Annotated in this window: 27 protein-coding genes and 2 riboswitches; of the genes, 14 read left to right on the top strand and 13 right to left on the bottom strand. The window is 63.9% G+C overall.

Translation table 11 applies throughout. The annotated features are described in order from the left end of the window. Window positions 1–27 precede the first annotated feature (27 nt). The 5 genes from AC062T_RS05490 to AC062T_RS05470 form a co-directional block, all read right to left on the bottom strand. On the bottom strand, window positions 28–792 hold the full coding sequence (locus AC062T_RS05490) for an ABC transporter permease (protein WP_476028137.1): 765 nt from the start codon (window positions 790–792) through the stop codon (window positions 28–30). Further along, window positions 789–1,556, bottom strand: a complete 768-nt coding sequence (locus AC062T_RS05485) for an ABC transporter ATP-binding protein (RefSeq protein ID WP_476028135.1) — start codon at window positions 1,554–1,556, stop codon at window positions 789–791. Before AC062T_RS05485 ends, AC062T_RS05490 begins: the two co-directional genes overlap by 4 nt. Continuing rightward, a complete protein-coding gene (locus AC062T_RS05480; protein ID WP_476028133.1) occupies window positions 1,553–1,921 on the bottom strand; it encodes a DUF1048 domain-containing protein in 369 nt (122 codons plus the stop codon). Before AC062T_RS05480 ends, AC062T_RS05485 begins: the two co-directional genes overlap by 4 nt. Before the next feature lie 2 nt (window positions 1,922–1,923). Further along, on the bottom strand, window positions 1,924–2,289 hold the full coding sequence (locus tag AC062T_RS05475) for a PadR family transcriptional regulator (protein ID WP_476028131.1): 366 nt from the start codon (window positions 2,287–2,289) through the stop codon (window positions 1,924–1,926). Between the two features lie 128 nt (window positions 2,290–2,417). Beyond that, the gene (locus tag AC062T_RS05470; RefSeq protein ID WP_476028129.1) at window positions 2,418–3,998 is read right to left on the bottom strand and encodes an MFS transporter; all 1,581 of its coding nucleotides are present in this window, start codon (window positions 3,996–3,998) and stop codon (window positions 2,418–2,420) included. A 125-nt stretch (window positions 3,999–4,123) separates the two neighbouring features. Between AC062T_RS05470 and AC062T_RS05465 the strand changes: the two genes are divergently transcribed. Then, window positions 4,124–4,633 carry a DUF1269 domain-containing protein gene (locus tag AC062T_RS05465; RefSeq protein WP_476028127.1) on the top strand — a complete coding sequence of 170 codons (510 nt, stop codon included), beginning with the start codon at window positions 4,124–4,126 and terminating at the stop codon, window positions 4,631–4,633. A gap of 49 nt (window positions 4,634–4,682) precedes the next feature. Here the strand turns inward: AC062T_RS05465 and AC062T_RS05460 are convergent, their stop codons facing one another. Then, window positions 4,683–5,660, bottom strand: coding sequence for a serine hydrolase domain-containing protein (locus tag AC062T_RS05460; RefSeq protein ID WP_476028125.1), 978 nt, complete (start codon window positions 5,658–5,660; stop codon window positions 4,683–4,685). Between the two features lie 150 nt (window positions 5,661–5,810). On the opposite strand from AC062T_RS05460, the gene AC062T_RS05455 reads away from it, so the two are divergent. Together AC062T_RS05455 and arr are read left to right on the top strand one after the other, a co-directional pair. Further along, complete coding sequence (locus AC062T_RS05455) at window positions 5,811–6,683, top strand: DUF72 domain-containing protein (protein WP_476028123.1); 873 nt, start codon at window positions 5,811–5,813, stop codon at window positions 6,681–6,683. 82 nt (window positions 6,684–6,765) lie between these two features. Further along, entirely contained in the window at window positions 6,766–7,194 is a 429-nt protein-coding gene (gene arr, locus AC062T_RS05450) for an NAD(+)--rifampin ADP-ribosyltransferase (protein ID WP_476028121.1), read from the top strand. 36 nt (window positions 7,195–7,230) lie between these two features. Here the strand turns inward: arr and AC062T_RS05445 are convergent, their stop codons facing one another. Then, window positions 7,231–7,572, bottom strand: coding sequence for a cupin domain-containing protein (locus AC062T_RS05445; protein ID WP_476028119.1), 342 nt, complete (start codon window positions 7,570–7,572; stop codon window positions 7,231–7,233). A 138-nt stretch (window positions 7,573–7,710) separates the two neighbouring features. On the opposite strand from AC062T_RS05445, the gene AC062T_RS05440 reads away from it, so the two are divergent. From AC062T_RS05440 to AC062T_RS05430, 3 genes are all read left to right on the top strand, one after another. Next, complete coding sequence (locus AC062T_RS05440; protein WP_476028117.1) at window positions 7,711–8,190, top strand: DUF2975 domain-containing protein; 480 nt, start codon at window positions 7,711–7,713, stop codon at window positions 8,188–8,190. Beyond that, a complete protein-coding gene (locus AC062T_RS05435; protein WP_476028116.1) occupies window positions 8,190–8,402 on the top strand; it encodes a helix-turn-helix domain-containing protein in 213 nt (70 codons plus the stop codon). Before AC062T_RS05440 ends, AC062T_RS05435 begins: the two co-directional genes overlap by 1 nt. 94 nt (window positions 8,403–8,496) lie before the next feature. Next, window positions 8,497–9,447 carry an HAD family hydrolase gene (locus AC062T_RS05430; RefSeq protein ID WP_476028114.1) on the top strand — a complete coding sequence of 317 codons (951 nt, stop codon included), beginning with the start codon at window positions 8,497–8,499 and terminating at the stop codon, window positions 9,445–9,447. Between the two features lie 6 nt (window positions 9,448–9,453). Here the strand turns inward: AC062T_RS05430 and AC062T_RS05425 are convergent, their stop codons facing one another. The 3 genes from AC062T_RS05425 to AC062T_RS05415 form a co-directional block, all read right to left on the bottom strand. Beyond that, window positions 9,454–9,789, bottom strand: a complete 336-nt coding sequence (locus tag AC062T_RS05425; protein ID WP_476028112.1) for an SHOCT domain-containing protein — start codon at window positions 9,787–9,789, stop codon at window positions 9,454–9,456. A 40-nt stretch (window positions 9,790–9,829) separates the two neighbouring features. Next, window positions 9,830–10,255: a DUF6325 family protein gene (locus AC062T_RS05420; RefSeq protein ID WP_476028110.1), complete on the bottom strand. Its 426-nt coding sequence runs from the start codon at window positions 10,253–10,255 to the stop codon at window positions 9,830–9,832. 146 nt (window positions 10,256–10,401) lie between these two features. Then, window positions 10,402–12,846 (bottom strand): winged helix-turn-helix domain-containing protein, encoded by a 2,445-nt coding sequence (locus AC062T_RS05415; RefSeq protein ID WP_476028108.1) that lies wholly within the window; start codon window positions 12,844–12,846, stop codon window positions 10,402–10,404. 82 nt (window positions 12,847–12,928) lie between these two features. Between AC062T_RS05415 and AC062T_RS05410 the strand changes: the two genes are divergently transcribed. Beyond that, window positions 12,929–13,201, top strand: coding sequence for a hypothetical protein (locus AC062T_RS05410; protein ID WP_476028106.1), 273 nt, complete (start codon window positions 12,929–12,931; stop codon window positions 13,199–13,201). 26 nt (window positions 13,202–13,227) lie between these two features. Here the strand turns inward: AC062T_RS05410 and AC062T_RS05405 are convergent, their stop codons facing one another. Together AC062T_RS05405 and AC062T_RS05400 are read right to left on the bottom strand one after the other, a co-directional pair. Beyond that, complete coding sequence (locus AC062T_RS05405) at window positions 13,228–13,896, bottom strand: ion channel (RefSeq protein WP_476028104.1); 669 nt, start codon at window positions 13,894–13,896, stop codon at window positions 13,228–13,230. Further along, complete coding sequence (locus AC062T_RS05400) at window positions 13,893–15,335, bottom strand: ATP-binding protein (RefSeq protein ID WP_476028102.1); 1,443 nt, start codon at window positions 15,333–15,335, stop codon at window positions 13,893–13,895. Before AC062T_RS05400 ends, AC062T_RS05405 begins: the two co-directional genes overlap by 4 nt. A gap of 163 nt (window positions 15,336–15,498) precedes the next feature. On the opposite strand from AC062T_RS05400, the gene AC062T_RS05395 reads away from it, so the two are divergent. From AC062T_RS05395 to AC062T_RS05380, 4 genes are all read left to right on the top strand, one after another. Next, the gene (locus AC062T_RS05395) at window positions 15,499–16,968 is read left to right on the top strand and encodes a hypothetical protein (protein ID WP_476028100.1); all 1,470 of its coding nucleotides are present in this window, start codon (window positions 15,499–15,501) and stop codon (window positions 16,966–16,968) included. 14 nt (window positions 16,969–16,982) lie between these two features. Continuing rightward, a complete protein-coding gene (locus AC062T_RS05390) occupies window positions 16,983–17,393 on the top strand; it encodes a DUF7144 family membrane protein (RefSeq protein WP_476028098.1) in 411 nt (136 codons plus the stop codon). A 76-nt stretch (window positions 17,394–17,469) separates the two neighbouring features. After that, window positions 17,470–18,189 carry a Pr6Pr family membrane protein gene (locus tag AC062T_RS05385; RefSeq protein ID WP_476028096.1) on the top strand — a complete coding sequence of 240 codons (720 nt, stop codon included), beginning with the start codon at window positions 17,470–17,472 and terminating at the stop codon, window positions 18,187–18,189. 211 nt (window positions 18,190–18,400) lie between these two features. After that, window positions 18,401–18,940 (top strand): hypothetical protein, encoded by a 540-nt coding sequence (locus AC062T_RS05380; RefSeq protein WP_476028094.1) that lies wholly within the window; start codon window positions 18,401–18,403, stop codon window positions 18,938–18,940. Window positions 18,941–18,961: 21 nt separating this feature from the next. Here the strand turns inward: AC062T_RS05380 and AC062T_RS05375 are convergent, their stop codons facing one another. Beyond that, on the bottom strand, window positions 18,962–19,624 hold the full coding sequence (locus AC062T_RS05375; protein ID WP_476028092.1) for an alpha/beta hydrolase family protein: 663 nt from the start codon (window positions 19,622–19,624) through the stop codon (window positions 18,962–18,964). A gap of 276 nt (window positions 19,625–19,900) precedes the next feature. On the opposite strand from AC062T_RS05375, the gene AC062T_RS05370 reads away from it, so the two are divergent. The 3 genes from AC062T_RS05370 to AC062T_RS05360 all read left to right on the top strand — a co-directional run. Further along, entirely contained in the window at window positions 19,901–21,610 is a 1,710-nt protein-coding gene (locus AC062T_RS05370) for a VWA domain-containing protein (protein ID WP_476028090.1), read from the top strand. A gap of 42 nt (window positions 21,611–21,652) precedes the next feature. Continuing rightward, window positions 21,653–21,739: riboswitch (glycine riboswitch) on the top strand. 2 nt (window positions 21,740–21,741) lie between these two features. Next, window positions 21,742–21,867, top strand: a riboswitch (glycine riboswitch). Between the two features lie 104 nt (window positions 21,868–21,971). Then, on the top strand, window positions 21,972–23,105 hold the full coding sequence (gene gcvT, locus AC062T_RS05365; RefSeq protein ID WP_476028151.1) for a glycine cleavage system aminomethyltransferase GcvT: 1,134 nt from the start codon (window positions 21,972–21,974) through the stop codon (window positions 23,103–23,105). A gap of 11 nt (window positions 23,106–23,116) precedes the next feature. Further along, window positions 23,117–23,376, top strand: a 260-nt coding sequence (locus AC062T_RS05360) for a glycine cleavage system protein H (protein WP_476028088.1), incomplete at its 3' end; no start/stop codon positions are given.

Below are 23,376 nucleotides of genomic sequence, written 5' to 3'. Positions count from 1 at the left end.
GCTGTGTGTGTGCCGGGAGGCTGTGATCTAGCTGATCTTGCGCCGGTAGATGGTGATGGCGAAGCCGTAGGCGATAACGAGGATGCCCACGAGCCAGGCGAGGGCGACCAAGATCTCTGTGCCGACCGGCTGTTGGGAAAACAGGGCGCGCGTTGTGTCGACAATGGAGGTGACCGGCTGGTTCTCGGCGAACCAGGCCACGGGGGCCGGCATCGAGTCGGTGGGCACAAAGGCCGAGCTGATAAAGGGCAAGAAGATCAAGGGATAGCTGAAAGCGCTTGCCCCATCGATGGTCTTTGCCGAGAGCCCCGCGATCACCGCGATCCAGGTCAGGGAGAGCGTGAACAGAATCAGGATGCCGGCAACGCCGAGCCACGCACCGAGCGATGCGCCGGTGCGAAATCCCATGAGGAGAGCGACTCCGATCACAATTGCGACCGAGACCATATTCGCCACGAGAGAGGTGAGAACGTGCGCCCAGAGCACGCTCGACCGCGCGATCGGCATGGACTGGAACCGCTCGAAGATGCCGCCCTGCATGTCGAGAAACAGCCGGTAGGAGGTGTAGGCGATGCCAGAAGCGATCGTGATGAGCAAGATGCCGGGCAGCATGTAGTCGATGTACGACTCGTTTGAGCCCGTGTCGATCGCTCCGCCTAAGACATAGACGAACAGCAGCATGAGAGCGATCGGGGTCACCGCAGTGGTGATGATCGTGTCGGGGCTGCGCAGAATGTGGCGCAGCGACCGGCTGGTGAGCACGCCGGTGTCGGCGATAGCGTGGGCGGTCATCGGTCTTCCTTCGTGTCTCCGACGAGTGCGAGAAAGACCTCCTCGAGTGTCGGCCGCTTCTCGACATACTCGACGGTGGCCGAGGGCAGAAGCTGGGTCAGCTCCGCGAGCGTGCCGCTGTGGATGATGGTTCCCTGGTGCAGGATGGCGATGCGGTCGGCGAGATGCTCTGCCTCATCGAGGTACTGGGTGGTGAGCAGAACTGTTGTGCCGCGGCCCGCGAGCTGAGTGATCGTCTGCCATACCTCGAGGCGCGCCTGGGGGTCGAGACCCGTTGTCGGCTCGTCGAGAAAAACGACCGGCGGGTCGCCGATCAAGCTCATGGCGATATCAAGCCTTCGGCGCATTCCGCCCGAATATGTTGCTGCTCGTCTCCCGCCGGCTTCTGTGAGCGCGAACCGGGCGAGCAGGTTATCCGCGATCATGCCGGGGTCGGGCAGGTGGCGAAGCCTGCCAATGAGCACGAGATTCTCTCTGCCGGTGAGGATGTCGTCGATTGCCGCAAACTGGCCCGTGAGACTGATGGATTCGCGCACCCTGCTCGCATCGGAACCAACGTCGTAGCCGTTTACGGTTGCCGTGCCGGCATCCGCTCGCAGCAGTGTCGCAAGGATGCGAATCAGGGTCGTCTTGCCAGCGCCGTTCGAGCCGAGCAGGGCAAAGATGCTGCCGCGCACGACCTCCACATCGACGCCGCGCAGCACGCGTACATCCTTAAACGACTTCTCGATGCCCCGCGCGCTGATGGCCGCGTCGGCGATCATGGCTGTTCCTTTCGCTCCGCTTCCTCGATAGACCTCACCAGGCGGGCGCGTTCCGCATCGATCCAGTGCTTGCCGTTATAGGCCTGAGCAAAGGTCTCGGCGAACTCCACGGGGTCGTCACCGACGATCTCGTGGATGGGAGTGCCATCGGTGGCGGCTCGCTCCCAGAGGTCGGCCAGATCGCCGAACATGGTGATGAGGGTGTCTCCGTCGGTGATGCCGCCGAAGTGCAGAAAGTAGCGATGCATGGCCTTGGCCGCGGTGCTGTATGGCTCGGGGAGGCCGTCGATACGTGCCTTGTCTTGCCGGTATTGCTTCTTCTGGTCGAGCGGCCCGGTGAGGGCTTCGATCCACTTTGCAGCCATGCTTACTCTCCTTTGTGGGGATAGTCGGTGTCGTGAGGATGCTTGGTGTGGCTCTGAATCTGTTCGATTCGATTGGCGAGAAAGCGCCAGCTCTGCCAAAACTCGTCTAGGTAGTCGCTGCCCTTCGCATTGAGCGAATAGACCTTGCGGGGCGGCCCCTTCTCGGAGGGGACCTTGGTTACGTCGGCGAGGCCGCGCTGCTCGATCCTCACCAGCAGCGCGTAGACGGTGCCCTCGACGATGTCGGAGAATCCTTCTTCGCGCAGGCGGGCGGTGATCTCGTATCCATAGGCGGGTTTCTCGGCAAGAATCGCGAGGACGATGCCTTCGAGTGTGCCTTTGAGCATCTCGGTCATCTGTTTGCCCATTGCGACCTCTTTCGTTACCTAGTGATGCTGACTACCACTAGATAGTAACGCCGAGTACCGGTAGATAGCAACACTGAATACTCGCCCAGTGACGACGGCAATCCGGGCGTGCCACGAGGGGTTGCAACTCAAGCGAGCGGCACGTCGCGCTCGGCTCCCGGCGCGGGGTCTGGCAGCCGCCGCATCCTCACGCCATTGATGATGCCGCCGCAGGCCGCGAGGAGCGGAACGAGCAAAGCGATTTGCAGAGCAATAGGGCCAGCCTCGCTGTTAATGCGAACCACCTCGGCAGCAGCATCCGGGGGTTCGTCGGCGAGGAGTTCGGCGAGTCCCGAGTTCGACATAAGTTCGGCATCCGCTTCGAGCACCGCCACGACCCGTTCCTGCTGGTCGGCAGAAAGCACTGTGCTCGCCTGGGTGAGCGTCGTGAAGCTTGTGGCGAGGGCAGCCAGCAGAATTGCCCCCGCAAACGCCAGTCCGAACGAGAGCCCGAATGACCCCGCGGCCGAGTTCACGCCGGCCGCCTCGCTCACCCGCTCCTCTGAGATCGGCGACAGCGTGTAGTTATTGAGCTGCGACACGAGCAGCCCGAGGCCGCACCCGCTAATGATGAGCGGGATGGTGAGGTACCACCCGCTCTCAGCGATCGGCACAATCGGGATCAGCACGACGAGACCGACCGCCGACAGGATAAAGCCGAGCAGTACGAGATGTGCGGGGCGACCTCGACCCCTCCGGCCGGCGATGATTGCCACCGCGAACATGCTGAGCGACAGTGGGGCGATCGACAGGCCCGCCAACAGGGCGTCGTATTCGAGCACGATTTGCAGGTAGAGGGGTAGCACGATCATGGTGCCCCCGAGCGAAACCTGTTGCAGCAGTTGACCTGTGGCGCCAGCCCGGAACATGCGCGAGTCGAAGAGCGCTGGGTCGATAAGGGTCGCCGCTCCGCGCCGTTTGCGCGATCTCAGCCATAGACCGAGCCCCACCAGGCACACAACGCCGACGCCGATGGTGAGCCCAACGTACGAGGCGCCTTCTTGCCACAGCAGAATCCCCAGAACAATTCCGCCCATTCCTACGACCGAAAGCGCCGAGCCCGCCCAGTCCACCGCCCGTGAGCCCGTGTAGGCGACATCCTTAACCAGCTTCGCTCCGATCAGTACCACCGCGATAATCACCGCTTCAAGCAGAAACCCGATCCGCCACGACAACAGACTCGTGATGGCTCCGCCGAGCAGCGGACCTATCGCCGCGGCAATTGCGGCGGATGCTCCCACGAGTGCATAGACCCGCTTCTGGTGAGCGCCCGAGAAGTTGCCGTGGATGAGTGACTGCATGGCGGGCAGGAGAAGAGAGGCGCCGAGGCCGCCGATCACCGACCAGAAAATGATGATTGCGGTCAGGCTCGTCGCGAGCGTCATGGCGATGGCCCCGATCGCATAGGCGACGAGGCCGAGAATGTAGGCCAGCTTGCGGCCGATCAGGTCGCCCATTTTGCCGCCGATAAGGATGAACGCGGCGGAGACCAACGCCTCGAGGGCTATCGCGCTCTGCACACCGCTCGCGGTTGCGCCGATGTCAGAAACCACCGCCGAGATCGACACGTTCATCAGTGACGTGTCAAAGACCAGAACGAACATCGCCATGGCGAGGAGAAGCGCCAGACGCCCGTTGAATGGTGCCGGTCGGTCGAGGTCACCGGTCATACGGGCAGTGAAGCACGACGCGCCAGCGCCGGGCGGGGTCGGCGGGGAGATCACCCTCGCCGGGTGACAGATGCGGGGCACCGAGGTGGTGTGATCAACAGACATCACCACTGAAAGGAACTGACATGGCAAAGGCAGATGGCGTTTTCATCTACATCGGTACATACGCGAACGAGGCGGATGCACGTTCCGACTACGACATCGTTAAGGATTTGCACTCGTCTGGCGCGGTCGGCACGTTCGATGCCGCGGTGTTGACAAAAGACGACAAAGGCAAGGTGCATGTCAACAAAGACGAAACGGCGATGCGGCTCGGCGGTTGGACAGGAGCTGGCGTTGGCGCGGTCATCGGGCTGCTCTTTCCTCCCGCCCTCGTCGCCACGGCGCTCGCCGGCAGCGCGATTGGGGCAGCAACCGGTCACATAGCGCGTGGGCTTTCACGCAATGACGTCAAGGAGCTCGGCGAACTCATCGACTCGGGTGAGGCGGCCCTGCTCATCGTGGGGGAGACCACTCTGGGGTCTGCTCTCGAGAAGGCCGAACTCAAGGCAGAGAAGCGAGTGGCCAAAGAGCTCGATGTGAGCGTGAAGGATATCGATGCTGCGGTCAAGGAGGCCGCGGGCGAAGTCGCCTAGAGCGTCACACCGCGTGGGGGTCTCGCACCGAACTCAGCAATGCTGAGGGTCAGGTGCGAGACACCACCGCGTTATCGAGTTCATCCGCATCAACGCCCGGCGTGACGGCACGGTTGGTCAGCAGCACGTAGGCAACGCCGGCCGTGGGATGCACCCAGAACTGGGCCCCCGACCATCCGGCGTGACCGTAGACATCGCGGTCGATCAGCCCCGGCGCGCGCGTGCGGAGGTTCCAGGTGAAGCCCCAATCCTGGCCGCGGGAGGCGACATAGGGCTCGAGCCGCGGAATGTCTCCCGTGAGGGGACGGCGCATCATCGACAGGGTCGTCGGCTGCACGATCTCTCCAGAATCCCGCAGCAGTGCCGCGCCAATGGCGAGCAGGTCCTCGGCACGGCCGATGAGCCCCGCTCCGGGGTGGCGCAGGGCCGCGAAGCGCTGGATGTCCACTCCGGCGTCGGCTGCGTCGGCGATCTCGTGAGGGTCGGAGGCTTCATCGAGTGTGATGCCTGTGGCGCCGACGGGGTCGAGCAGGTCGGCGACCGCAGCATCCCAGGTCGTCGATAGGCGAGCCTCGATCATGCGGGCAATGCCGGCAAACGCAATCGTGGAATAGCGGGACACTGTGCCAGCGGCGAAGTCCTGCTCGCCGAGAAGCCCTGCTTCGAGCCCCGCGCTGCTGTCCATCGCGGGTTCGGCGATTCCCGATGTGTGGCTCGCCAGATGGCTCAGGCGCACGACGTCGCTCCTCGCCGCCCCGAAGGCGGGCATGTCGGCCTGCAGTGGTGTCTCTGGCGTTGCGAGCCCCCGCTCGATCATGCGGGCCGCAACCAGGCCAACAAGCGGCTTGGTGACGGAGAAGAGTCGGTAGTGATCCCCCACCCGAGCGCGGCGCGAGCCGGACGCGCCGAACGCCTCAACCGCCTGGATTCCCGACGCGGTTGCGATGCCGAGAACAGCGGTCGGCAACGCGCCAGAATCTGTTTGGCGCTTGGCCCATTCGAACGCGTGGGCAAAAGATTCAGGCACGGCATCTCCTCAATGTGGGCGGCGGCGGCGTTTGCCCTTGCCTGGGGGCAGGGGTTGCGCGATCCCGAAGGTTATTCGACCCTAGCGAGAGGATCGCTTACATAGGGAACGCTTACCTAGGATGGAGCGAACCGCCGATAAGAACGGGGCGTGATCGAGGTGGCCACAACCGAGGGACCGGGGCGGGTGCGCGTCGGGATCTCGGGCTGGCGTTATGCGAGCTGGCGAGGGGACTTCTACCCGCGAGGTCTGCCCCATAAGCGGGAGCTCGAGTACGTCGGCGAGCACATGTCAACGCTTGAGCTCAACGGATCGTTCTACTCGCTTCAGCGCCCCGCCAGCTACCTGAGGTGGCGCGGCTCGGTGCCGGCCGACTTTGTCTTCGCGGTCAAAGGCTCCCGCTACGTCACGCACATGCTGAGGATGAGGGATGTCGACGCAGCGCTCGCCAACTTTTTCGCCTCCGGTGTGCTGGCATTGGGTGATCAACTCGGGCCGATTCTGTGGCAGCTGCCCGAGCGACAGCATTTTGAGCCCCGCTCCCTTGAGGCGTTCTTGTCGGGGCTCCCTCGCACAACAGGAGAAGCGCTGCACCGGGCGAGGCGCCACGACGCGCGAATCGGTGACCGCGCCTGGCTCGAGATAGAACACGATAGGCCGATCCGCTACGGATTCGAGCCGCGTTCGGTCACCTTCGAGAACGACGACCTGCTGTCGATGCTGCGCGAATACGACACCGCTCTTGTCGTCTCGGATGCGGCGGGGCGCTGGCCAGCATTCGGTGCGACAACGGCATCCTTTGTTTACGTGCGCCTTCACGGTGCCGAAGAGCTTTATGCCAGCGGATACACCGATAAGCAACTCAACGACTGGGCGTCGCGCATTGCGGGGTGGCGCGAGGGGACCTCCGTCGCAGACGGCTCGCCCCGCGATGTGTATGTGTACTTCGATAACGACGCCCGCGGACACGCACCGCACGACGCCGTGGCGTTGGCGCAGCGTGTGGGGGATTCACGCGCTTAGAGCTAGCCGTGAGCGGTCGAGCAAGTTTTCTGCACGCAGCGCCGCCGAGCGTCTAACGTTGGTCGCGGATGAGGGAGAGCCGATGGCGACGCAACCGCAACCGTTTGAGGTTTATCAAGCGGGCATCCTGCTGCATGGCACCAAGGCCAATCTGCAGGTCGGCGACCTTCTGGTGCCGGGCAGGTTATCCAACTTTGCCGAGGGTAGAACGATGAACCACATCTACGTGACCGAGACGCTGGATGCTGCCACCTGGGGTGCCGAGCTGGCGCAGGGCGAAGGGCGTGGCCGCATCTTCATAGTGGAGGCAACCGGTGCGCTTGAGGACGACCGCAATGTCACGGACAAGCGGTTTGCTGGCAATCCCACCCGCTCGTTTCGCACGACTGAGCCGGTAAGGATCGTGGGCGAAATCGAGGACTGGGTTGGGCACTCTGCCGAGCAGGTGCAGACGATGCTCGATAACCTCGCCGAGCTGCGGAGGCAGGGCCTCGACGTCATCGAGGACTAGTGCTGAGCGCCGCTACCCCGCTGTAGCTGAGTGCCGCTAGTTCGGCCCGAGAACCGAGTCGCCGACCTCTCCCGCCGCTTCCCCCTTGAGTTCGATCAGCATGGAGTGGGTCGGCGATGTGCCGATGTTCTCTCCGTAGTGGTGCTGAGCGGGTAACCACACGGCCTGCCCTGATTCGAGGGCAACATCGAGCGAGCGCTCACCCAGGGTGAGTCGACGCTCGAAGTCGGAGAGGGTCACCATGACGCTGTTGGGATGCGAGTGGGGCGTAGTTTTCTGACCTGGTTGGTCGGTGTATTCGAGAACGCGAACGTGCTCGTTTTCGAATACCAGGCGGTAAAAATCGGGGTTCGAGGTGATGGGGTCGTTGTCGGTCATGCGCGGAGGGTACGCCTCGGTGCTGAGTGCCGCTCGAGTTCGGCCGCGCAAGCGAAAGTCCGTTTCCTTGCAATCTCCGAGTCGCGCCTCTACTATCGAAATTCGATATGTAAATATCGAAAAACGATAGGAGCAGTAATGACCAGAGCGGCTATCGCCCTGTCCAAGGTGTTTCTCGTTCTCGTGGCGCTCGCGGGGCTCTTCGTGCAGGTCGTGCTGTTGCCGATTCAGGCGGCCGAATCTGCCGCTGAGTTCCCCGAAGTCGAATTTTTGCGCATCCCCATCCTCGTCCTCGGAATCCTCTTTGTGGCCTGCGGCCAGGTCGTGGTCGTGTGCGTCTGGGCCTTGCTGTCTCTCGTGCGACGCGATGCCATCTTCAGCACTCGCGCGTTCAAATACGTTGACACGATGATCGCCTCGCTCGCGCTGGCCGCTGCCATCGTCGTCGCGATCCTCCTCATTCTGGAGTTCACGGCCGACGCAGGCCCGCCCGGCCTGTTCGTCTTGGCGCTCGGTGTCGCCACGGCGTGCGCGGCACTCGCCCTCGTGCTCATTGTCATGCGCAGTCTGCTCGCCAAAGCATCCGAGCAGGCTCAGTATCTGGACGAGGTGGTGTGATGGCCATCGTCGTCAATCTCGATGTCGCCTTAGCCAAGCGCAAAATGTCGGTAACCGAGCTTGCGGATGCCGTGGGCATCACGGTCGCCAACATTTCGGTTCTCAAAAACGCCAGGGCCAAGGCGGTGCGCTTCACGACCCTCGACGCCATCTGCAGGGTTCTCGAATGCCAGCCGGGGGACATCCTGGCCTGGGTGCCTGACGCGCCCTGAGAATGCGCGGGACACGGTGGGGGTCATCCTCCGGGTGTGATGAGATCGCCGCCCGATGCGAGCAGCGTGGGGAGATGACGAAGAGCCTGCCAACATGACAGCCGGTGACGCGCTTCCGAGCTGGAACGAGGGACCGGCCAAGCAAGCAGTGGTCGACTTCGTTTCGCGATCGACAATGCCGGGGCCGTCGTTCATAGACCCGGCCGATCGAATCGCGGCATTCGACAACGACGGAACGCTCTGGGCCGAACAGCCGCTGCCGCCGCAGTTCGACTTTGTGTTTCGTCGGTGGGGCGACGAGGTAAAGGCCGACCCGAGTCTGGCGAGCATGCAGCCTTACAAGGCTTTGGTGGAGAAGGATCTCGCATTCTTCGCGGGGGTGGCCACGCAAGAACCCGCTGCGGTGTCGACTCTGCAGGCCGCGTTTGCACGGTCGTGGGAGGGCAGTACCCCCGAAGCGTTCGACGCCGAGGTTCGCGTATGGCTCGAGACCATCACCCAGCCCAAGTTCGGGGTTCCCTATCGCGAGCTCGTGTACCGACCGATGCTTGAGCTTGTGCGATTTCTCACGGCCAGCGACTTTCGCGTCTTCGTATGCTCCGGCGGCGGGCGTGATTTTATGCGCGTCTTTGCCGAAGAGACGTGGGGCATACACAAAGAGAATGTGATCGGCACGGCCGCCGACTATCGCTATGTCGACGGGCACATCGTTCGAGGCTCAGAAACCATCGGCGGGCTCAATTTCGGCCCGGGCAAGCCAGAGCATATTTTTGCGCAGACCGGCCGGTTGCCAGCGTTCGCTGCGGGCAATGGCGACATTGACATCGAGATGCTCGACTCTGCTGCGTTCGCGCTGTTCATTGTGCACGACGACGATGAGCGGGAGTTCGCTTATATGGCGGGCGCGGAGACCGCTCTGGCCCACGCAGACGAGGCAGGCTGGACGGTCGTGAGCATGCTGCGGGATTGGAATACCGTGTTCGGCCCGCTCAGAACCGAGTCGGCGGAAACTGCGGCGTCGGACACCGAAGCGCCTCAGAGCTAGCCGGTGTCACGCGCCGAGGAGCTTGCCCTTCGCCGCGGCAAATTCGGCGTCGGAGAGCACCCCTTGGCTGCGAAGCGAGCCCAGCTGTTCGAGCTGCGCGATGAGATCTGAGCCGCTGGAGGAGGCACCCGCCGACGCTGGCGCTGGAGATGCGGCCTGGGCCGGGGCAGCATCCTGACCCGTTTGTTGCTGCTGAGCCTGCCAGGCGTCGCCATCGGCCGCCTGCTGGGCCCGGTCCTGCTGCCGGGCGGCAACCCTCCCCGAAACAGCTGTGGCCGTTCCCGCAACAACGGCGGTGCGGGCCGCCATTCCAATGAGTCCTGGACGTCCTCTGCGAAGCATGAAGATTCTCCTTGCGATGCGATGTTGGCGCTGCGCGGCGTCAGCCGGTTTCTTCTGCGAACTCTTCGAGAAAAGCGTTGACGAGAGGCGCGGGCACCGACTCGCGGGCCATGACGAACCCGCCCGCGTCGTACAGCGCTGAGGCAAAGTTCTTCGCCCAGAGCAGCTCGACCACGATGATGGCGGCAGACGCGCCCGGCAGAACCGATTCGGCCAGCTCCTCTATGTCGTCTTCACCCGCTAAGCCTGCAAGAGCGAGATCGGGTGGATCATTTTCGAATGCATCCGTGAGCTCCACGATCGCGAGGTCTCCCGCCGCCGACCTGCTGGCAAAAGCCAGATCGAGAAGCCGAACGGTGCCGGCGCTGACCAGGTCTTCGATGGCCTGGAGCACGCCGGGGCCGGGGCGATCTCCGTCAAAGCCGATGGCATAGAACTCGATCGGGCCGTAGTCGAGTGTCGTCATAGCCGCCTCCCTGCCGTTCGCCGCCCCCGGTGCGGTGCCGGTTGCGCGGGTGTGTTCAGCCTCGTTGTGACTCATGGCTTCGGCGTCATCCCGTCGGGGTGATTTGGGCGTCTCTCGGGCGCGAGCGGAGAGGTGACGGGCAATTGTTAGAGAAGCCCGAGCTCTCGCGCTCGGCCGATGGCCGCATCCCTGTCTGTCACTTCGAGCTTGCGGTAGATATGCGCGATGTGCGTTTTGATCGTGTTGACAGAGAGATAGAAGCGCCGGGCCAGGTCGACATTCGAGAAGCGAGTGGGCAGGTAGGCCAGAATCTCCAGTTCGCGGTCGGTGAGCGGATCGGCCAAAACGTTATTGCCGAGGGGCTGCCACGTCTGACCCGCTCGCATGCGAATCGTGGCGCTAAACGAGGCATGCGGCCCCGTCACAGTTTCGAGCAACGTGAGGATGGTGGGGCCGGCTTGGATGAAGATATCCACGAGGCCGTGCACTTCGGCCAGCTTGACCGCTTCGGTGAGGTGCCGGGTCGCCTCTGCCGGAATCTCGTCGGTGGAGGATAACCAGGCGAGCAGGATGCGATGTTGCACGGTCGAAATCGCATCGGGGGAGGGCACCAGCTGTGACCACGCGGTGGCTATCGCCCTCGCCGACTGAGGTTCCCCTGCGGTGAGCGCAGCGACTGCCCTGTTAAAGAGAGCGGATGATGCCAAAGTGAGGGCCGCAGGTGCCGCAGGCTCGGCGCCGATCTCCCCTTCGTTCAGCCCCGGTGCCGGGGTTCCCCGCGACTCCGTTGGCCAGGTGGGCTCACGTGGCTGCTCATCGAGCAGCTGCGGTGCTTCATCGGTACCGAGGGCGGTGACCACGGAGGCGAGGTATGCATCCGATATCGCAGGATGCCCGAGCATTTCTGTTTTTCGGGCAGCATGCAGGGTCTCGGCAATCAGCGCATTGGCTCGTTCAGCATTGCCGCACCAGGCCTCGACGAGGGCAAGTGCGCTGCTGGCGGGGATCCGATCCACGGGGTCAACCCCTGCGGCGTCTAGGGCGCGGGAGAGCCATTGGCGAGCTTCGCCAAGATGACCGGCTAAGAAGTGCGCGCGGCCACCCGAGACCAGGGCGTCGATCAGTTCGCCGACGGCCTCACGCGGCAGGCTCTGTGCATGTTTGCGCGCGATCTGCGACTGAATCGACGACAGCCTGCGCTGGGCCGATTCGGGCGAGACCTCCGGGCGTGCGCGCCATAAAACTTGTGCTGCCACGAACCCCAGCCCCTTCGCCGGCGGCGCTTCGGCGGGATGCTCTGGTTCGGTCAGCAGCCGGCGGGCCCCCGTGAGGGCTTCGGCATCGACGCGTTCCGAGAGTGCCAGCGTCACCGGCGAAGAGGGCTCAACAGAAGACGGCTGCCAGCGGATCGTGTCAAGCGGGTCGTCATGTTCGGCTACGTCGGCGGCGGTCGCGAGCATGGCCTCGAGCGCACCATCTCGGGCCTGCGCTCGCAAAAGATAGGACATCGCTGGTTTCACTCGGCCGTGGCTGAGGTTCCATTCGGCGGCGGAGGTGAGAATGCGCAGCTCATCTGCCGGGCTTTCTGCTCTCAGCCGCGAGCGCAGGAGCTCGCTGAACAGGCGATGAAAGCGAAACCACCGGTGTCGGCGGTCGAGAGGAACCAAAAACATCGACTCTCGTTCGAGGGAGTCGAGCACCGCCTGGGTGCCACTAGACCCGGTCGTCGCATCGACGAGTTCGCCGCATATCTCATCGAGCGCTGACATGCACAGCAGCAGCCTGCGTTGCTCGCTCGACAGGGCGGAGAGGACCTCTTCACTCAGATAGTCAGCGACGAGCCTGTCACTGCCGCTGAAGTCGTCGATGAATGCGTCGGCATCGGCGTTCTTGCGCAGAGAGAGACCCGCGAGCTGGAGGCCAGCGACCCAACCCTCCGTGCGCATCCACAACGCTCTCACCTGCTGGGCCGAGAGTCGATGGCCGATGAGCAGCGTGAGAAGCTCGGCCGCTTCTGCCAGGTCGAAGGCGAGATCGGCTTGCCGTATTTCGAGCAGGTCATCGTGCAGGCGATAGCGGCTGAGAGCGATGGGCGGGTCAGCGCGCGACGACAGCACAAAATGCGCGTTGCGCGGGCTGCGAGCGATGAGTTCTCCCAGGTCGGCGACGAGTCGAACATTGGAGAAGCGCTGCAGGTTGTCAATGATGATGACGGTCTCCTGTGCCGAGCCCAACGACAGGGCCATGGCGTCGATCGCAGGTTCCCCGAGCCCGGCCAGACCGGTTTCGACGGTGGCGGCGAGGCTGTCGGCCGATGGCCGGGCCGAAGGGCAGGCCGCGGCGAGATGGCGTACAAATCGGGCGGGGTCATCGTCGGATTCGTCGACGTCCACGTGCACCAGAGTGCGGCCGGAATTATTGTCGGCGACGAATCGAGTGCCGCCCCACTGTTGCAGCAGGGTGGTTTTGCCTGCGCCGGCCTGTGCCACAACGAGGGTTAGCCGCGAATCCAGAGAGCGGTCGAGGCCGCGCCGGAGCGCCGGACGATCAATCAGTTGGCTTGTGTCAAACCGGTCCCAGAATGAGTTCACGGGAGAAGACCCTTCGTACTATGGGGTCATCTATACCCCGGCTCCCTGAACGCGCAACCGGGGTGGCGCTCACCCTTCATGGATGACGCACCGTTTCATTGTCGGCAGCATGATCGATCGAGGCGTCGAGAGGGACTCCATCGTGACTTCACCGCTGTTCGAGATCGTGATCAAGGGAACCCTGAGTGACCCTGTCGCGGCTTTGCTGGAGGGCTTTAGAGTCACAGAGGTCGCCTCGGGCAGGACCCACCTCGTGGGGCCGATCCCCGATCAGGCGCGCCTGCAGGGCATCCTGAGCGTGTTCTCCAATCTCAACATCGAGCTGGTTTCGGTGAACCCCGTGACGAACCCTTGAAGGGCCCCTGATGCCCTGCACAGCCGTTAACGGCGCCGAGAAGGCTCGGCAGTCACGACCCGCGAGACTGCGATGATGAGAAACAGTTGGCCGGTAATCGCTTCGGCCACCGCCACGCTCTGCACGCCGGGGTTCGCCGGAACGAGGTTGCCATAGCCCGTGGTGGTGAGGGTCGTGAACGAGAAGAACAGCTGGCTCGCGAGGTTATCGTCGCCAGCGCTGCCGAACGTTGGCGTTGCTGAGATCAGAGCGATGAGGTTGTAGACGAAGGTGAACGACATGCCAACGAGAATGTAGGCGGCGACTGCCGCCAAGAGCGTCTGAAGATCGACGCGGTCGCGTCGCATTTGGTGGGAGATAATCGCAGCCGGCGCCACAAAATAGGCGAGCATCGAGGCCGCGGACAAGACGATGTCGAGGGCGTGGCCCTCAACGCGAGTGAGGGCAACAATGACCCCGCTGATGCCCACAATCGAGAGCACAATCCATCCCGCGTGGCGCAGAACCCGCCCTACCTTGGCCACCCGCAGGATCAATGCCACCGTGACCAGCTGCACGAGAAACACCAGCATGCTCGGGTTGGGAGAGCTTTGCGTGGCGCAGAGTGTGTACGACACCACGATGAGCACCAGCACAAGGAGGTACCCGGGGTGCCAACGTGGGGCCGCCGCCGATTCGGATGGAACCGACGTCATACGGTTTCACCGCCATCAGAGTCGTCGATTCTGATGGGCACGCGCACGTCGGTGCCGCCCTCCAGCGTGAGCCTTGCGCCCATGCGCACCATTGTCGGCGCCGGAACAAACCCGCCGGCAAACAGCGCTTCTCCCTGGGAGAAGCGGGCCGCCCTGGCGAGCATGGCGGGCGGCACGAACCCGAAGATGGTGCCGAGCTCTGCCAGGTCGACGGGCGATGTCATCTTCATGAGCGCCAGATTGTCGCACTGCGAAATCACGCTTGCGTCGATGCGTGAGGGTCGCTGAGTCGACAGCACAAGCCATAGGCCAAATTTGCGGCCCTCTGCGGCGATCTGGATGATTCGCTCCCGAACCGCAACGTGCATGGGGGTCATCGCATCGGGGGAGCAGAGGTTGTGGGCTTCGTCGATCACAATGAGCAGGGGGCGTCGTTGCTCCCGCTTTGCCCACAGATCATCGAGCACCGCCAAGGCCACGACGAGAGATTCATCGGCGAAGTTGAAGCCGCCGAGATCGAGCACCGTGGCGTCCGGTCGAGTCTCGATGATGTCGGTCACGGCTTCTCTGCCGCCCGCCCAGACATCCCACTCGGTGACGCGCAGGTTCTCGATTCGTGACGCCAGATCCAGGGCAGCCGGTGTCCCGTGCTCGCGCAGCTGTGGCACCACCTGGCGTGCGTCCAAGGCGCTCACAAACTCCTCAAGGTGCAAGAGCTCGTTGTGTTCCGCCCTGTCGGTGAGCGGGTCGAGTCGCAGCACGGCAGCCTTGCTCGGCACGGAGAGGTCGCTAAAACGCACGCGAAGGGAGTCTGGTGCTGGCGCGGAGGGGCGAAGCACGCGGATGTCGCGGCGGGCGAGTGCGCTGTGAGATCGCGCCTGCGCGGAATCACCGTCGGCGGGTTCGGTCATTGTGACGAAGTCACCGTTGGGGTCGAACACGACCATGGGCAAACGGGTGTGCAGGAGAAGCTGTTCGAGCACGACGCCCAGCGCATACGTCTTGCCTGAACCGCTCTGCCCGCACCAGAACGTGTGTCTGTTGAAGCGGTGGGGCAGCAGTCTGGCGGGGATTGTGGGTGACGCATAGAACGTGCCGATCTCTAATGTGGCCCCCGACTCGTCGTACAGCAGCTCGATTGTTGGCGCATCTGCGGCGTGCACGGATGCCGAAAAGAACGGTTCAGCGCTATGAGTTTCGAGCTTGTGTGCGGCCTCGTCGACGACGCCGAGAATGCGGCCAGCGCCTCTCGGCGCACCCCCAATCGCGCGCTCGACCTCCTCGATCTGCCCCAGCTGCGGCTTTCCCACGTTCGGGGTGAGAAGCACGAGGGCGCCGACATCGAATGCCATATCGGCGGACCCGGAGAAGTGGAACTCGCGCCCATCGAGCGACTCCGCTGTGCTCGTGCCTAGATTGAAGTTCTCCGTTGACGTCATGGCCGTTGCCGTCCCTCCTGTTGCCGGATGGCCGCAGGGTACTGCCGTGTAAAAGGCTCCCGAAAGCAGGAGGGGGGCGGTTCATGCCCCGGGGGTGATTTCTCGGGATCTTGCGCGGAGCATAATTACCGCCACCGCATCCACGCGGTCGGGTGAGGAACCGATGGCCGATCTCACGAACAGCGATGTGACGACGGGCGAGCTCGTTCGGCGCATCCAGCAGCTCGAGCGCGAGAATCTCGAACTCAAACGGCAGCGCAGGGGACACCCGGCGTCTGCCGGGGAGGCTGCTGCGCTCGGCGAGCAGCGTTCGTTTCGTGACCGGAGCTGGGCGTGGACCCTGCTCTCTGCTGTGCTCATCGTGGTGGGTGCACTACTCGCTCCCGTTGCTGTCGTCGCATCGTGGGCGAGGGTTGCGCTCACGGATACCGACGCGTTCGTCTCGCAGTACGAGGGGCTGGCCGCTGACCCGGCCGTGCAGCAGTTTGTGACCGACGAGACTTTGGTCGTCATCAACGATGCCATCGACATCCCGCAGATCACCTCGGATGTTATCGACGGGGTCACGGACCTTGGCACGGGGCCCGCTGCGACAGACGCTCTCGAGATGCTCAAGGGGCCGGCGGCCTCCGGGGTTCAGTCGCTACTGGCCAACGGCGTCACCCGATTTGTTGAGTCGCCGGCCTTTGCAAATGTCTGGGAATCGGCGCTCCGGGTGAGCCACACGCAGGTGACGGCCGCGCTCGCGAACGACCCCAATGCGGCAATCACCTTCGATTCGGCCGGGGGCATCGGCATCCAAATCGGCCCTATCGTCGATGCGATCAAATCCGCCCTGATAAACCAAGGGTTCGAGTTGGCGGCTCAGATCCCATCGGTGAATCGCACGATAATCGTTGCTCAATCCGACGCGATCCCGCTCGTTCAGTTGGCATATGCCGTCACGGTGTCCGTTGGAGCGTGGCTCCCGTGGCTGTCGCTCCTGCTGCTTGCCGCCGGGGTCCTCGTGGCCAGGCGCCGAGTCGTTGCCCTCATTTGGGCCGCAGCAGCACTCGCAATCTCGATGGTGATCTCGTTGATCGGTTTCGCGGCCGGGAGCTTCGCCTCTGTCTCAGCGTTGAGCCCCGAAACCATGCCAGCGGGGGTGGCGGGCGTGCTCTACGAAACCATTGCCGAGAATATGCGCGCCACAGCAATCGCCGTGCTTGTCCTCGCAATCGTCGTGATGGTCGTTGCGTGGTGCGCTGGGCCATTCCGGCTGCCTCGCCGCATGCGTGCCACCGCAGTGGCCGCCGCGGCTGGCATTCGTGCAGCAGCGGAGCGCAGAGGGTTTACTTCGGGGCGGTTCGGGGAGTGGCTGCATCGGCAGCGACGGCTGCTGAGGGCCGCCATTGCCGTTATCTCATCCGCCGTGATCGTGTTCGTTCGCCCCCTCACTCCCGGGCTCATCATCTGGACGCTCGTGCTCGCCGTGGTTGCCGTCGCCATTCTCGAGATCCTGCAGAGGCCGTCGGCGACCCCGCGATCATCCGTCGAGGGTGACACTCTGCCCTCGCCCGAGGCGCATACTGACGCCAGAACGCAAGCGAACGACGGCGCCGATCAGCGGGCCGATCGCTCTCCCATTCGATGAAGGTGACCGAGACCATGAGCTACTCCACACAGGCACACGCTCCGACCGGATGGGCCAACTGGGTTCGATTCGCCGGCATCATTCTCATCATCAGCGGCGCATTCAGCGCCATTCAGGGCCTCATCGCCGTGATCGGCCCCGACACCTACTTCACCGTCGTCGCGGGGGATCTCTTTCTCTTCGATGTCGCTGGCTGGGGCTGGTGGAACATCATCATCGGCGTCCTGTTGATCCTCATCGGGGTCGCTGTGCTGGCGGGGGCCACCTGGGCGAGGGTAATCGCCGTGATCCTGGCGATCCTCAACGCCATCGTGCACATGCTCCTCGTACCGGTTCAGCCCTGGTGGTCGTTCATCGCCATCGCGATTGACGTGCTGATCATCTACGCCCTCATCGCGCATGGCGACGAAGTCAGAGACGATTAACGCGGCCAGCCACGCACCCCTGTTTGGTAGAAAGAACCACTATTCTGATGCGACCGTGAATAGGGGGCTCACCGCCATGTCTGTCGTCACCGCCGCCGACTCCGCACCAACGCCGAGTCAGACTCTCTCTCCCGTGCATTCCGCCAGCGTTCTCCGCGCTCCCGCCCTGTGGTGGCGTATCGCAATCGTTGTGGTGATTCTCATTGGCTTGTTCAGCGGCTCGCATAAGGTGCTGTTCTTCACCGTCCAGAGCTCCGCGATCGCGGTGGGGTACTTCGCAGTCGCTGCCTATTTCATGCTGGTGAGGCGCACGGCGGATGCTCCGGCCCCACGGGTGCGCGGGGCGGTAACGCTCTACCTGCTGATGACGATGCTCATCTCGCACTTCGTCAACAACGACGGCGAGAATCCGATCCCGGGAATCCTCGCCGCCTCCTCACCAGAGGACCTGCTCTCCAACCGGTCAGTTTTCCTCTTGCACTATGTGGCGCCGATCATGGTCTTGCTTGACTGGTTGCTCTTCGGCCCCAAGGGTCTCGTTCGGTACCGGGATGCTCTGCTGTGGTTGATTTACCCGCTCGGCTACATTCTTATCGTCATGGCCCGTGCCGTGGTCTTGCCCGAGGCATCCGATCTATTCCCCTACGGATTTCTCGACCCGGTGGGCAAGGGGTATGGCGGTGTCTGGGCGTGGGTTGGCGGGTTGGCCGTTGGCGTCGTCGTCGTGTCGATGCTGCTGGTGGCGATCGATCGCGGTCTGGCCCGGTTGTCGTCGAAGGGCGCAGCCAGGGGCTAACACCTTTCCCTTTGCTAGGGGAGTATGCGGGCGTGACCCGTTCGGGATGCCGAGGCGCTCCTTTACCGGGGTGCCTATCGGGTCCCGTCGTCCCCGAGTAAGCTCGAAATGCCCCGGGCGATCCCGACCCCCATCGAACGAAATCGAGCAGCGAGTGAAGTGGTTCCGTCGTCACAAACGACCGAAGCACCGACCCTTCGATGCCTCCGAGATGCCGCCGATTCGGCGGGCCACGGTCGAGAGCGCAGTTGAAGAAGGTCTCATGCTGGCGGAGTATGCGTGCCGCCTCAAGCTGCGAAATCTCATCGTGATCGAGGCGCTCACCTCTGAGAGTTCCTACGACCCGCGCAACCACATTGCTGGCGCTAAATCGGTGCTTTCTAAGCTGATCACCGAGTCGGAGCACGCCGCCGATCGGCTCTCGTGGGAGATCACCGAGGTCGAGGGTCTTCGTGGCCGGGCCGAGCATGCCCACGACTACCAGTCGGCAGATGAGCGCAACTTGCAGCACCGATCCGATGTTGCCGTTGCGCTCGCCCACAAACTGGCTGAGCGCCGGGATGACGAGGCTTACCTTCTCGACCTCATCGAGCGGGCGAGGGTCGACGCTTGGAGCGATGTGTCGCGGGCACTGCAGGAGTCACTCGATCGCTCGACGATCATCGTCGACGACGACTACGAGCGCGCACGGGGCGAGCGGGTCTCTGAACTGCTGGGAGACCTCGCGGCGCTCGAGCGTCAGCAGTCCTAAGCGCGCGGTTGCTCAGCTCCGCTAGAGCCGGTCGATAAACGCCGCAACGGATGCTGTGATCAGATTCACCGTCGACTCCGGCGTGTAGGGCGACGACTTGCGAACCGCCATGCTGTGGTCGGCTCCGGGAATCGAAACGGTCGTGATCGATTCGGTGTCGCCGGTTGCGGAGGCAACCAGGTCGGCGCTGCCAAAACCATCACGTTCGCCCTGCAGCACGAGCACGGGTACGCGGGGCATGAGCAGCTCGTCGGCACGCGATCTTTCGGGATGAGCGGGTGGATGCAGGGGGAATGCGAGGCAGATAACCGCGGCGGCGCTCACGGCCTCGGCTGTTCGGCAGGCGACTCGCGCACCGGCGCTGCGGCCGCCCGTTATCAACGGGATGCCAGCGTGGATGGTGCGCACGATCGGCGCGACTTCACACCAGGCGCTGTCGAGTGCGGCGGGGCGAGGCGCCACCTTCTTTCCGGCGAGGCGCCAGGGCTGTTCGTAGCGCACGACCGTTATCCCGAGCGCTGGCAGAGTAGCCGCCAGCGCGGCCAGGTCGAGCGCCTCGATTCCCCCTCCCGCTCCATGGCCGAGCCAGAGCACGCTGTGGGCGTCAGCTGCGGCATCCACGGTGAGTCTGCTCATGCCGAGTGAGGTGTTCACATCGAGGGTGTGAGAGGTGTCGGAGTTCACGCCTCTGACGCTACCCCCGCGAGCAGGTCGGAGCGTGCCCGTGCTGCTGAGGGCGCCCCGACCTGCCATACCGGTCTGTCCTCCTTCAGGGGGACAATCTGGGGTCAACCCGCGAGCGTAATGGCGTTGCCGGTTGCAGACCGGGGGACGCAATTCAGAAGTTTGTTCACTTAACTCCCAGGTTCCCCTACACTGTTGCCGCTACCCCCGAAGGGGGGTAATTGTGTCGGCTCCAGCGTTACCCGAAGGCGCCGCTCTACAGCAATGGAGTTGTCAGTGAACAGCACGTCGCCCTACGAACTTGCCCGGCATCGGCACCGCGCCCCTGCTCCTCGCTCCCGCGGACGGCTGCTCAGCCCCATCATCGCTGCCGCTGCGGTGCTGCTGTTGGTGACCGGCGCGGGGGTAGCGCTGTCGCAGGGTGGCATCCCCACGCTGTTTCCCGCCAACGCCTCCGGCGGGCCGGGCTGCACCGATCCGGTCTCGTTGCTCGTTGTTGCCGATGAGTCGATCGCTCCTGCGCTCACGCAGGTCGCAGCGGATTTTGATGCGACATCAACGACGTGCGTCGCGACGGATGTCCGGTCCCAGGCCTCGGGCGACACGGCGGCCCTCCTTGCCTCCAATGCGCTCAGCGGGGCGGATGCCTGGGTGCCAGATTCGTCGTTGTGGCTCGCCCGAATGGCCACGACGGCAGAGGCGCTCGGCAGGTCGGCGCCCAACGTCACGGCAGGGGAATCCGTCGCAACCACTCCCATCGTTTTCGGCGCGCCCGCCGCTCGGTCTGTTGAGTTCGCGGCAGATACCGTCGGCTGGTCAACCCTCCTCTCTGGCACGATCGGCGGGCTTGTTCCCGACCCAGAGTCGTCGGCCGCCAGTCTCGCTGGGCTCGCCTCTCTCACCGCTGCCGCCCCTGCGGATAATCCCCGCATTGTGCCGTCGACCATGATCGAGCTGGGCAAGACCATCCCCGCCAGCCGAGACGAGGCGATTGCCGCTGCGCTCGCGGCTCCCCGCCCCACCGTCGTTGTCACGACCGAGCAGGAGGTCGTTTCTCACAACCTGTCGAACCCCGAGGTTCCCCTCCTGGCGATCTATCCGGTCGAGGGCTCGTCCTCGCTCGACTACCCATTCGTGCGGGTTCCGCAAAAGGCGGGGGAGGATGCCGAAACGAGGGCGATGCTCCTGGACGAGTTCGAGCGGCGTGCGCGACTGGGGGATGCGTTCTACGCTGCCCAGGGGTTCCGCGACCACAAGGGCGGAGGCGAGGTCGAGTCCGTCGGCGTTCTCGCCTGGTCCACAACGCCGTCACCGCCGGCCGACGCCGTCTCCCAGGTAGAGGCGCTGTCGAAGTGGAGCACGCTCACTCGCCGCTCTCGCATGCTCATCGCGATTGATGTTTCGGGCTCCATGCTCGAGCCAGCGGGCGGCGGTCTTCGGCGCATCGAGGTGTATCAGCGCGCCGCGGGCGGGGCGCTCGGCCGATACGCGGGCGAGACCCATATGGGCGTGTGGGTGTTCTCCACCGACCGCCCCGGGGGCAAGGACTACGAAGAAGTTGCGCCCGTCGCGGCGCTCTCCGATCCCGCCCATTTGCAACAAATCGTGCAGGTCACGCAGACGCTCCCTCAGTACATTCGGGGTGATACGGGGCTCTACGACACGATTCTGGATGGCGTCACCAAGATGCATGCCGAATACACCCCCGGCATGGTCAATTCAATGGTGATCATCACCGACGGCCGCAACGACGATAAGGGCAGCATCTCGCTCGACGCTCTGCTGCAGCGCATCGCCGAGATGAACGATCCGCTTAAACCGGTTCCGGTCATCCTCATCGGGTTCGGGCCAGACACCGATCTTGAGTCGATGCAACGCATTGCGGAGGCGACAGGGGGAGAGGCCTACTCCGCCTTCGAGCCCAACGACCTCGACAAGGTTTTCGTAGATGCTCTGACACAGCGAACCTGCCGTCCCAACTGTTGAGGCGTGTTGCTATGCTGTGACCACAACTGAAGACCCGGCCGCTCAGGCGATGCGGGAGAGCCCGATTAACGGGCACCGAAGGAGCAATCCTCTCCAGAATCTCTCAGGTACGCGTACCGCATCGAATAGGCCACTCTGAAAAGTGATTGACGCGCATTTCGGCCGCCGGGTTGACCGGCATTCGATTGCGAAGCGATCCGCCCACGGTGAAAGCAGACCACTTGGTCAGCGAAACTCTCAGGCTCCATGACAGAGGGAGAGTTCGCGCGTCGATGACGCATTCCTTGGGAGAACTCTCGTGACTGATAACCCTGCGCCCGCCAATCCTGCATCCGGCGTCGATGCCGCCGTAAACGCTCCGGTGGATTCGGCTCAGGCCCACGGCCGACTCAGCCCCCTCCACGATGTCCATCGTGCGGCTGGTGCATCCTTCACCGACTTCGCTGGGTGGCAAATGCCGGTCCGCTATTCGAGCGAGCTCGAGGAGCACCATGCAGTCCGTACCGCGGCTGGCCTCTTCGATCTCTCGCATATGGCCGAGATACTCGTCAAGGGCCCCGGCGCTGGCGCAGCGCTCGACTACGCCCTCTGCGGTGTCTTCTCCACGCTCGCCGTAGGGCAGGCGCGCTACAGCCTCCTGCTCACGACCGACGGAGGCATCATCGACGACGTGATCGTCTACCGCACCCACGAGCACCGCTTCGGCGTCGTCGCCAATGCCGGGAATCGTGCCCAAGCGGCAGGCGCCCTCTCGGTTCGCACCGCCGGATTCGATGCAACCGTTGTTGACGAGAGCGACGCGCTCGCGCTCATCGCGGTGCAGGGGCCGATGTCGCAGGCCACCATGGCCAAGCTCCCCGACCTTCATTTGCCTACTCCCGTCGCCGATCTCCGGTACTACTGGTCGACGACCGGAGCGTGGCGCGGCGAAGAGATCATGGTCGCTCGCACCGGGTACACGGGTGAGGACGGATTCGAGCTCTACATTCGCGCCGAGCACGGGGCCAGCCTGTGGAGCGCGCTTCTCGCGGCGGGGGAGGAGTTCGGCCTGGTTCCCGCCGGCCTCGCGTGTCGCGACACTCTCCGGCTTGAGGCTGGCATGCCCCTCTACGGGCATGAACTCAGTCTCGATACTCTCCCTCAGCAGGTGGGACTTGGCCGCGTCGTCAAGCTCGCCCAGAAGGGCGAGTTCGTTGGTCGCGACGCGGTGGCGCACGGACCCAGCAGCGATGCTCCCGTTCTTGTTGGCCTCACATCGGACGGGCGTCGCGCTGGGCGTGCCGGCTATCCCGTGCTCGCGGCTGAGGGGGGAGAGCCGGTCGGTGTTGTCACGAGCGGTGCGCTCAGCCCGACTCTCGGGTTCCCCATCGCTCTGGCGCTTGTTTCGCCCTCGTGCGCTGAACCGGGCACGGAGCTCGTCATCGATGTGCGCGGCAAACCGATGCCCGCCGTCGTCACCTCACTTCCCTTCTACAAGCGACCCACCACCGACTGAGAGGCCACCCCATGAGCGAATTGTCAGAACTCAAGTACACGCCAGAGCACGAGTGGATTCGCATCGATGGTGACGTGCTCACCATCGGCATCACCGCCTTCGCCGCAGAGAAGCTGGGCGAGGTCGTCTATGTAGATCTGCCCGAGGTGGGCCAGTCGGTGCAGCGCGGAAAGGTCGTCAGCGAGGTCGAGTCGACCAAGTCTGTCGGCGAGGTCTACGCACCGGTCGATGGGGAGATCGTTGAGGTCAACGCCGCAGTCTCCGATAACCC

This window comes from Homoserinimonas sp. (genome assembly GCF_056262345.1).
The sequence above is the reverse complement of the archived record's forward strand: the minus strand, read 5'-3'. Positions and strand labels throughout refer to the sequence as shown.

Bases quoted from the DNA above. Each gene is read 5' to 3' on its own strand.
- AC062T_RS05490 (WP_476028137.1), bottom strand. From the start codon at position 792: ATGACCGCCCACGCTATCGCCGACACCGGCGTGCTCACCAGCCGGTCG.
- AC062T_RS05485 (WP_476028135.1), bottom strand. From the start codon at position 1,556: ATGATCGCCGACGCGGCCATCAGCGCGCGGGGCATCGAGAAGTCGTTT.
- AC062T_RS05480 (WP_476028133.1), bottom strand. From the start codon at position 1,921: ATGGCTGCAAAGTGGATCGAAGCCCTCACCGGGCCGCTCGACCAGAAG.
- AC062T_RS05475 (WP_476028131.1), bottom strand. From the start codon at position 2,289: ATGGGCAAACAGATGACCGAGATGCTCAAAGGCACACTCGAAGGCATC.
- AC062T_RS05470 (WP_476028129.1), bottom strand. From the start codon at position 3,998: ATGACCGGTGACCTCGACCGACCGGCACCATTCAACGGGCGTCTGGCG.
- AC062T_RS05465 (WP_476028127.1), top strand. From the start codon at position 4,124: ATGGCAAAGGCAGATGGCGTTTTCATCTACATCGGTACATACGCGAAC.
- arr (WP_476028121.1), top strand. From the start codon at position 6,766: ATGGCGACGCAACCGCAACCGTTTGAGGTTTATCAAGCGGGCATCCTG.
- AC062T_RS05445 (WP_476028119.1), bottom strand. From the start codon at position 7,572: ATGACCGACAACGACCCCATCACCTCGAACCCCGATTTTTACCGCCTG.
- AC062T_RS05440 (WP_476028117.1), top strand. From the start codon at position 7,711: ATGACCAGAGCGGCTATCGCCCTGTCCAAGGTGTTTCTCGTTCTCGTG.
- AC062T_RS05435 (WP_476028116.1), top strand. From the start codon at position 8,190: ATGGCCATCGTCGTCAATCTCGATGTCGCCTTAGCCAAGCGCAAAATG.
- AC062T_RS05430 (WP_476028114.1), top strand. From the start codon at position 8,497: ATGACAGCCGGTGACGCGCTTCCGAGCTGGAACGAGGGACCGGCCAAG.
- AC062T_RS05425 (WP_476028112.1), bottom strand. From the start codon at position 9,789: ATGCTTCGCAGAGGACGTCCAGGACTCATTGGAATGGCGGCCCGCACC.
- AC062T_RS05420 (WP_476028110.1), bottom strand. From the start codon at position 10,255: ATGACGACACTCGACTACGGCCCGATCGAGTTCTATGCCATCGGCTTT.
- AC062T_RS05410 (WP_476028106.1), top strand. From the start codon at position 12,929: ATGACGCACCGTTTCATTGTCGGCAGCATGATCGATCGAGGCGTCGAG.
- AC062T_RS05405 (WP_476028104.1), bottom strand. From the start codon at position 13,896: ATGACGTCGGTTCCATCCGAATCGGCGGCGGCCCCACGTTGGCACCCC.
- AC062T_RS05400 (WP_476028102.1), bottom strand. From the start codon at position 15,335: ATGACGTCAACGGAGAACTTCAATCTAGGCACGAGCACAGCGGAGTCG.
- AC062T_RS05395 (WP_476028100.1), top strand. From the start codon at position 15,499: ATGGCCGATCTCACGAACAGCGATGTGACGACGGGCGAGCTCGTTCGG.
- AC062T_RS05390 (WP_476028098.1), top strand. From the start codon at position 16,983: ATGAGCTACTCCACACAGGCACACGCTCCGACCGGATGGGCCAACTGG.
- AC062T_RS05385 (WP_476028096.1), top strand. From the start codon at position 17,470: ATGTCTGTCGTCACCGCCGCCGACTCCGCACCAACGCCGAGTCAGACT.
- AC062T_RS05380 (WP_476028094.1), top strand. From the start codon at position 18,401: ATGCCGCCGATTCGGCGGGCCACGGTCGAGAGCGCAGTTGAAGAAGGT.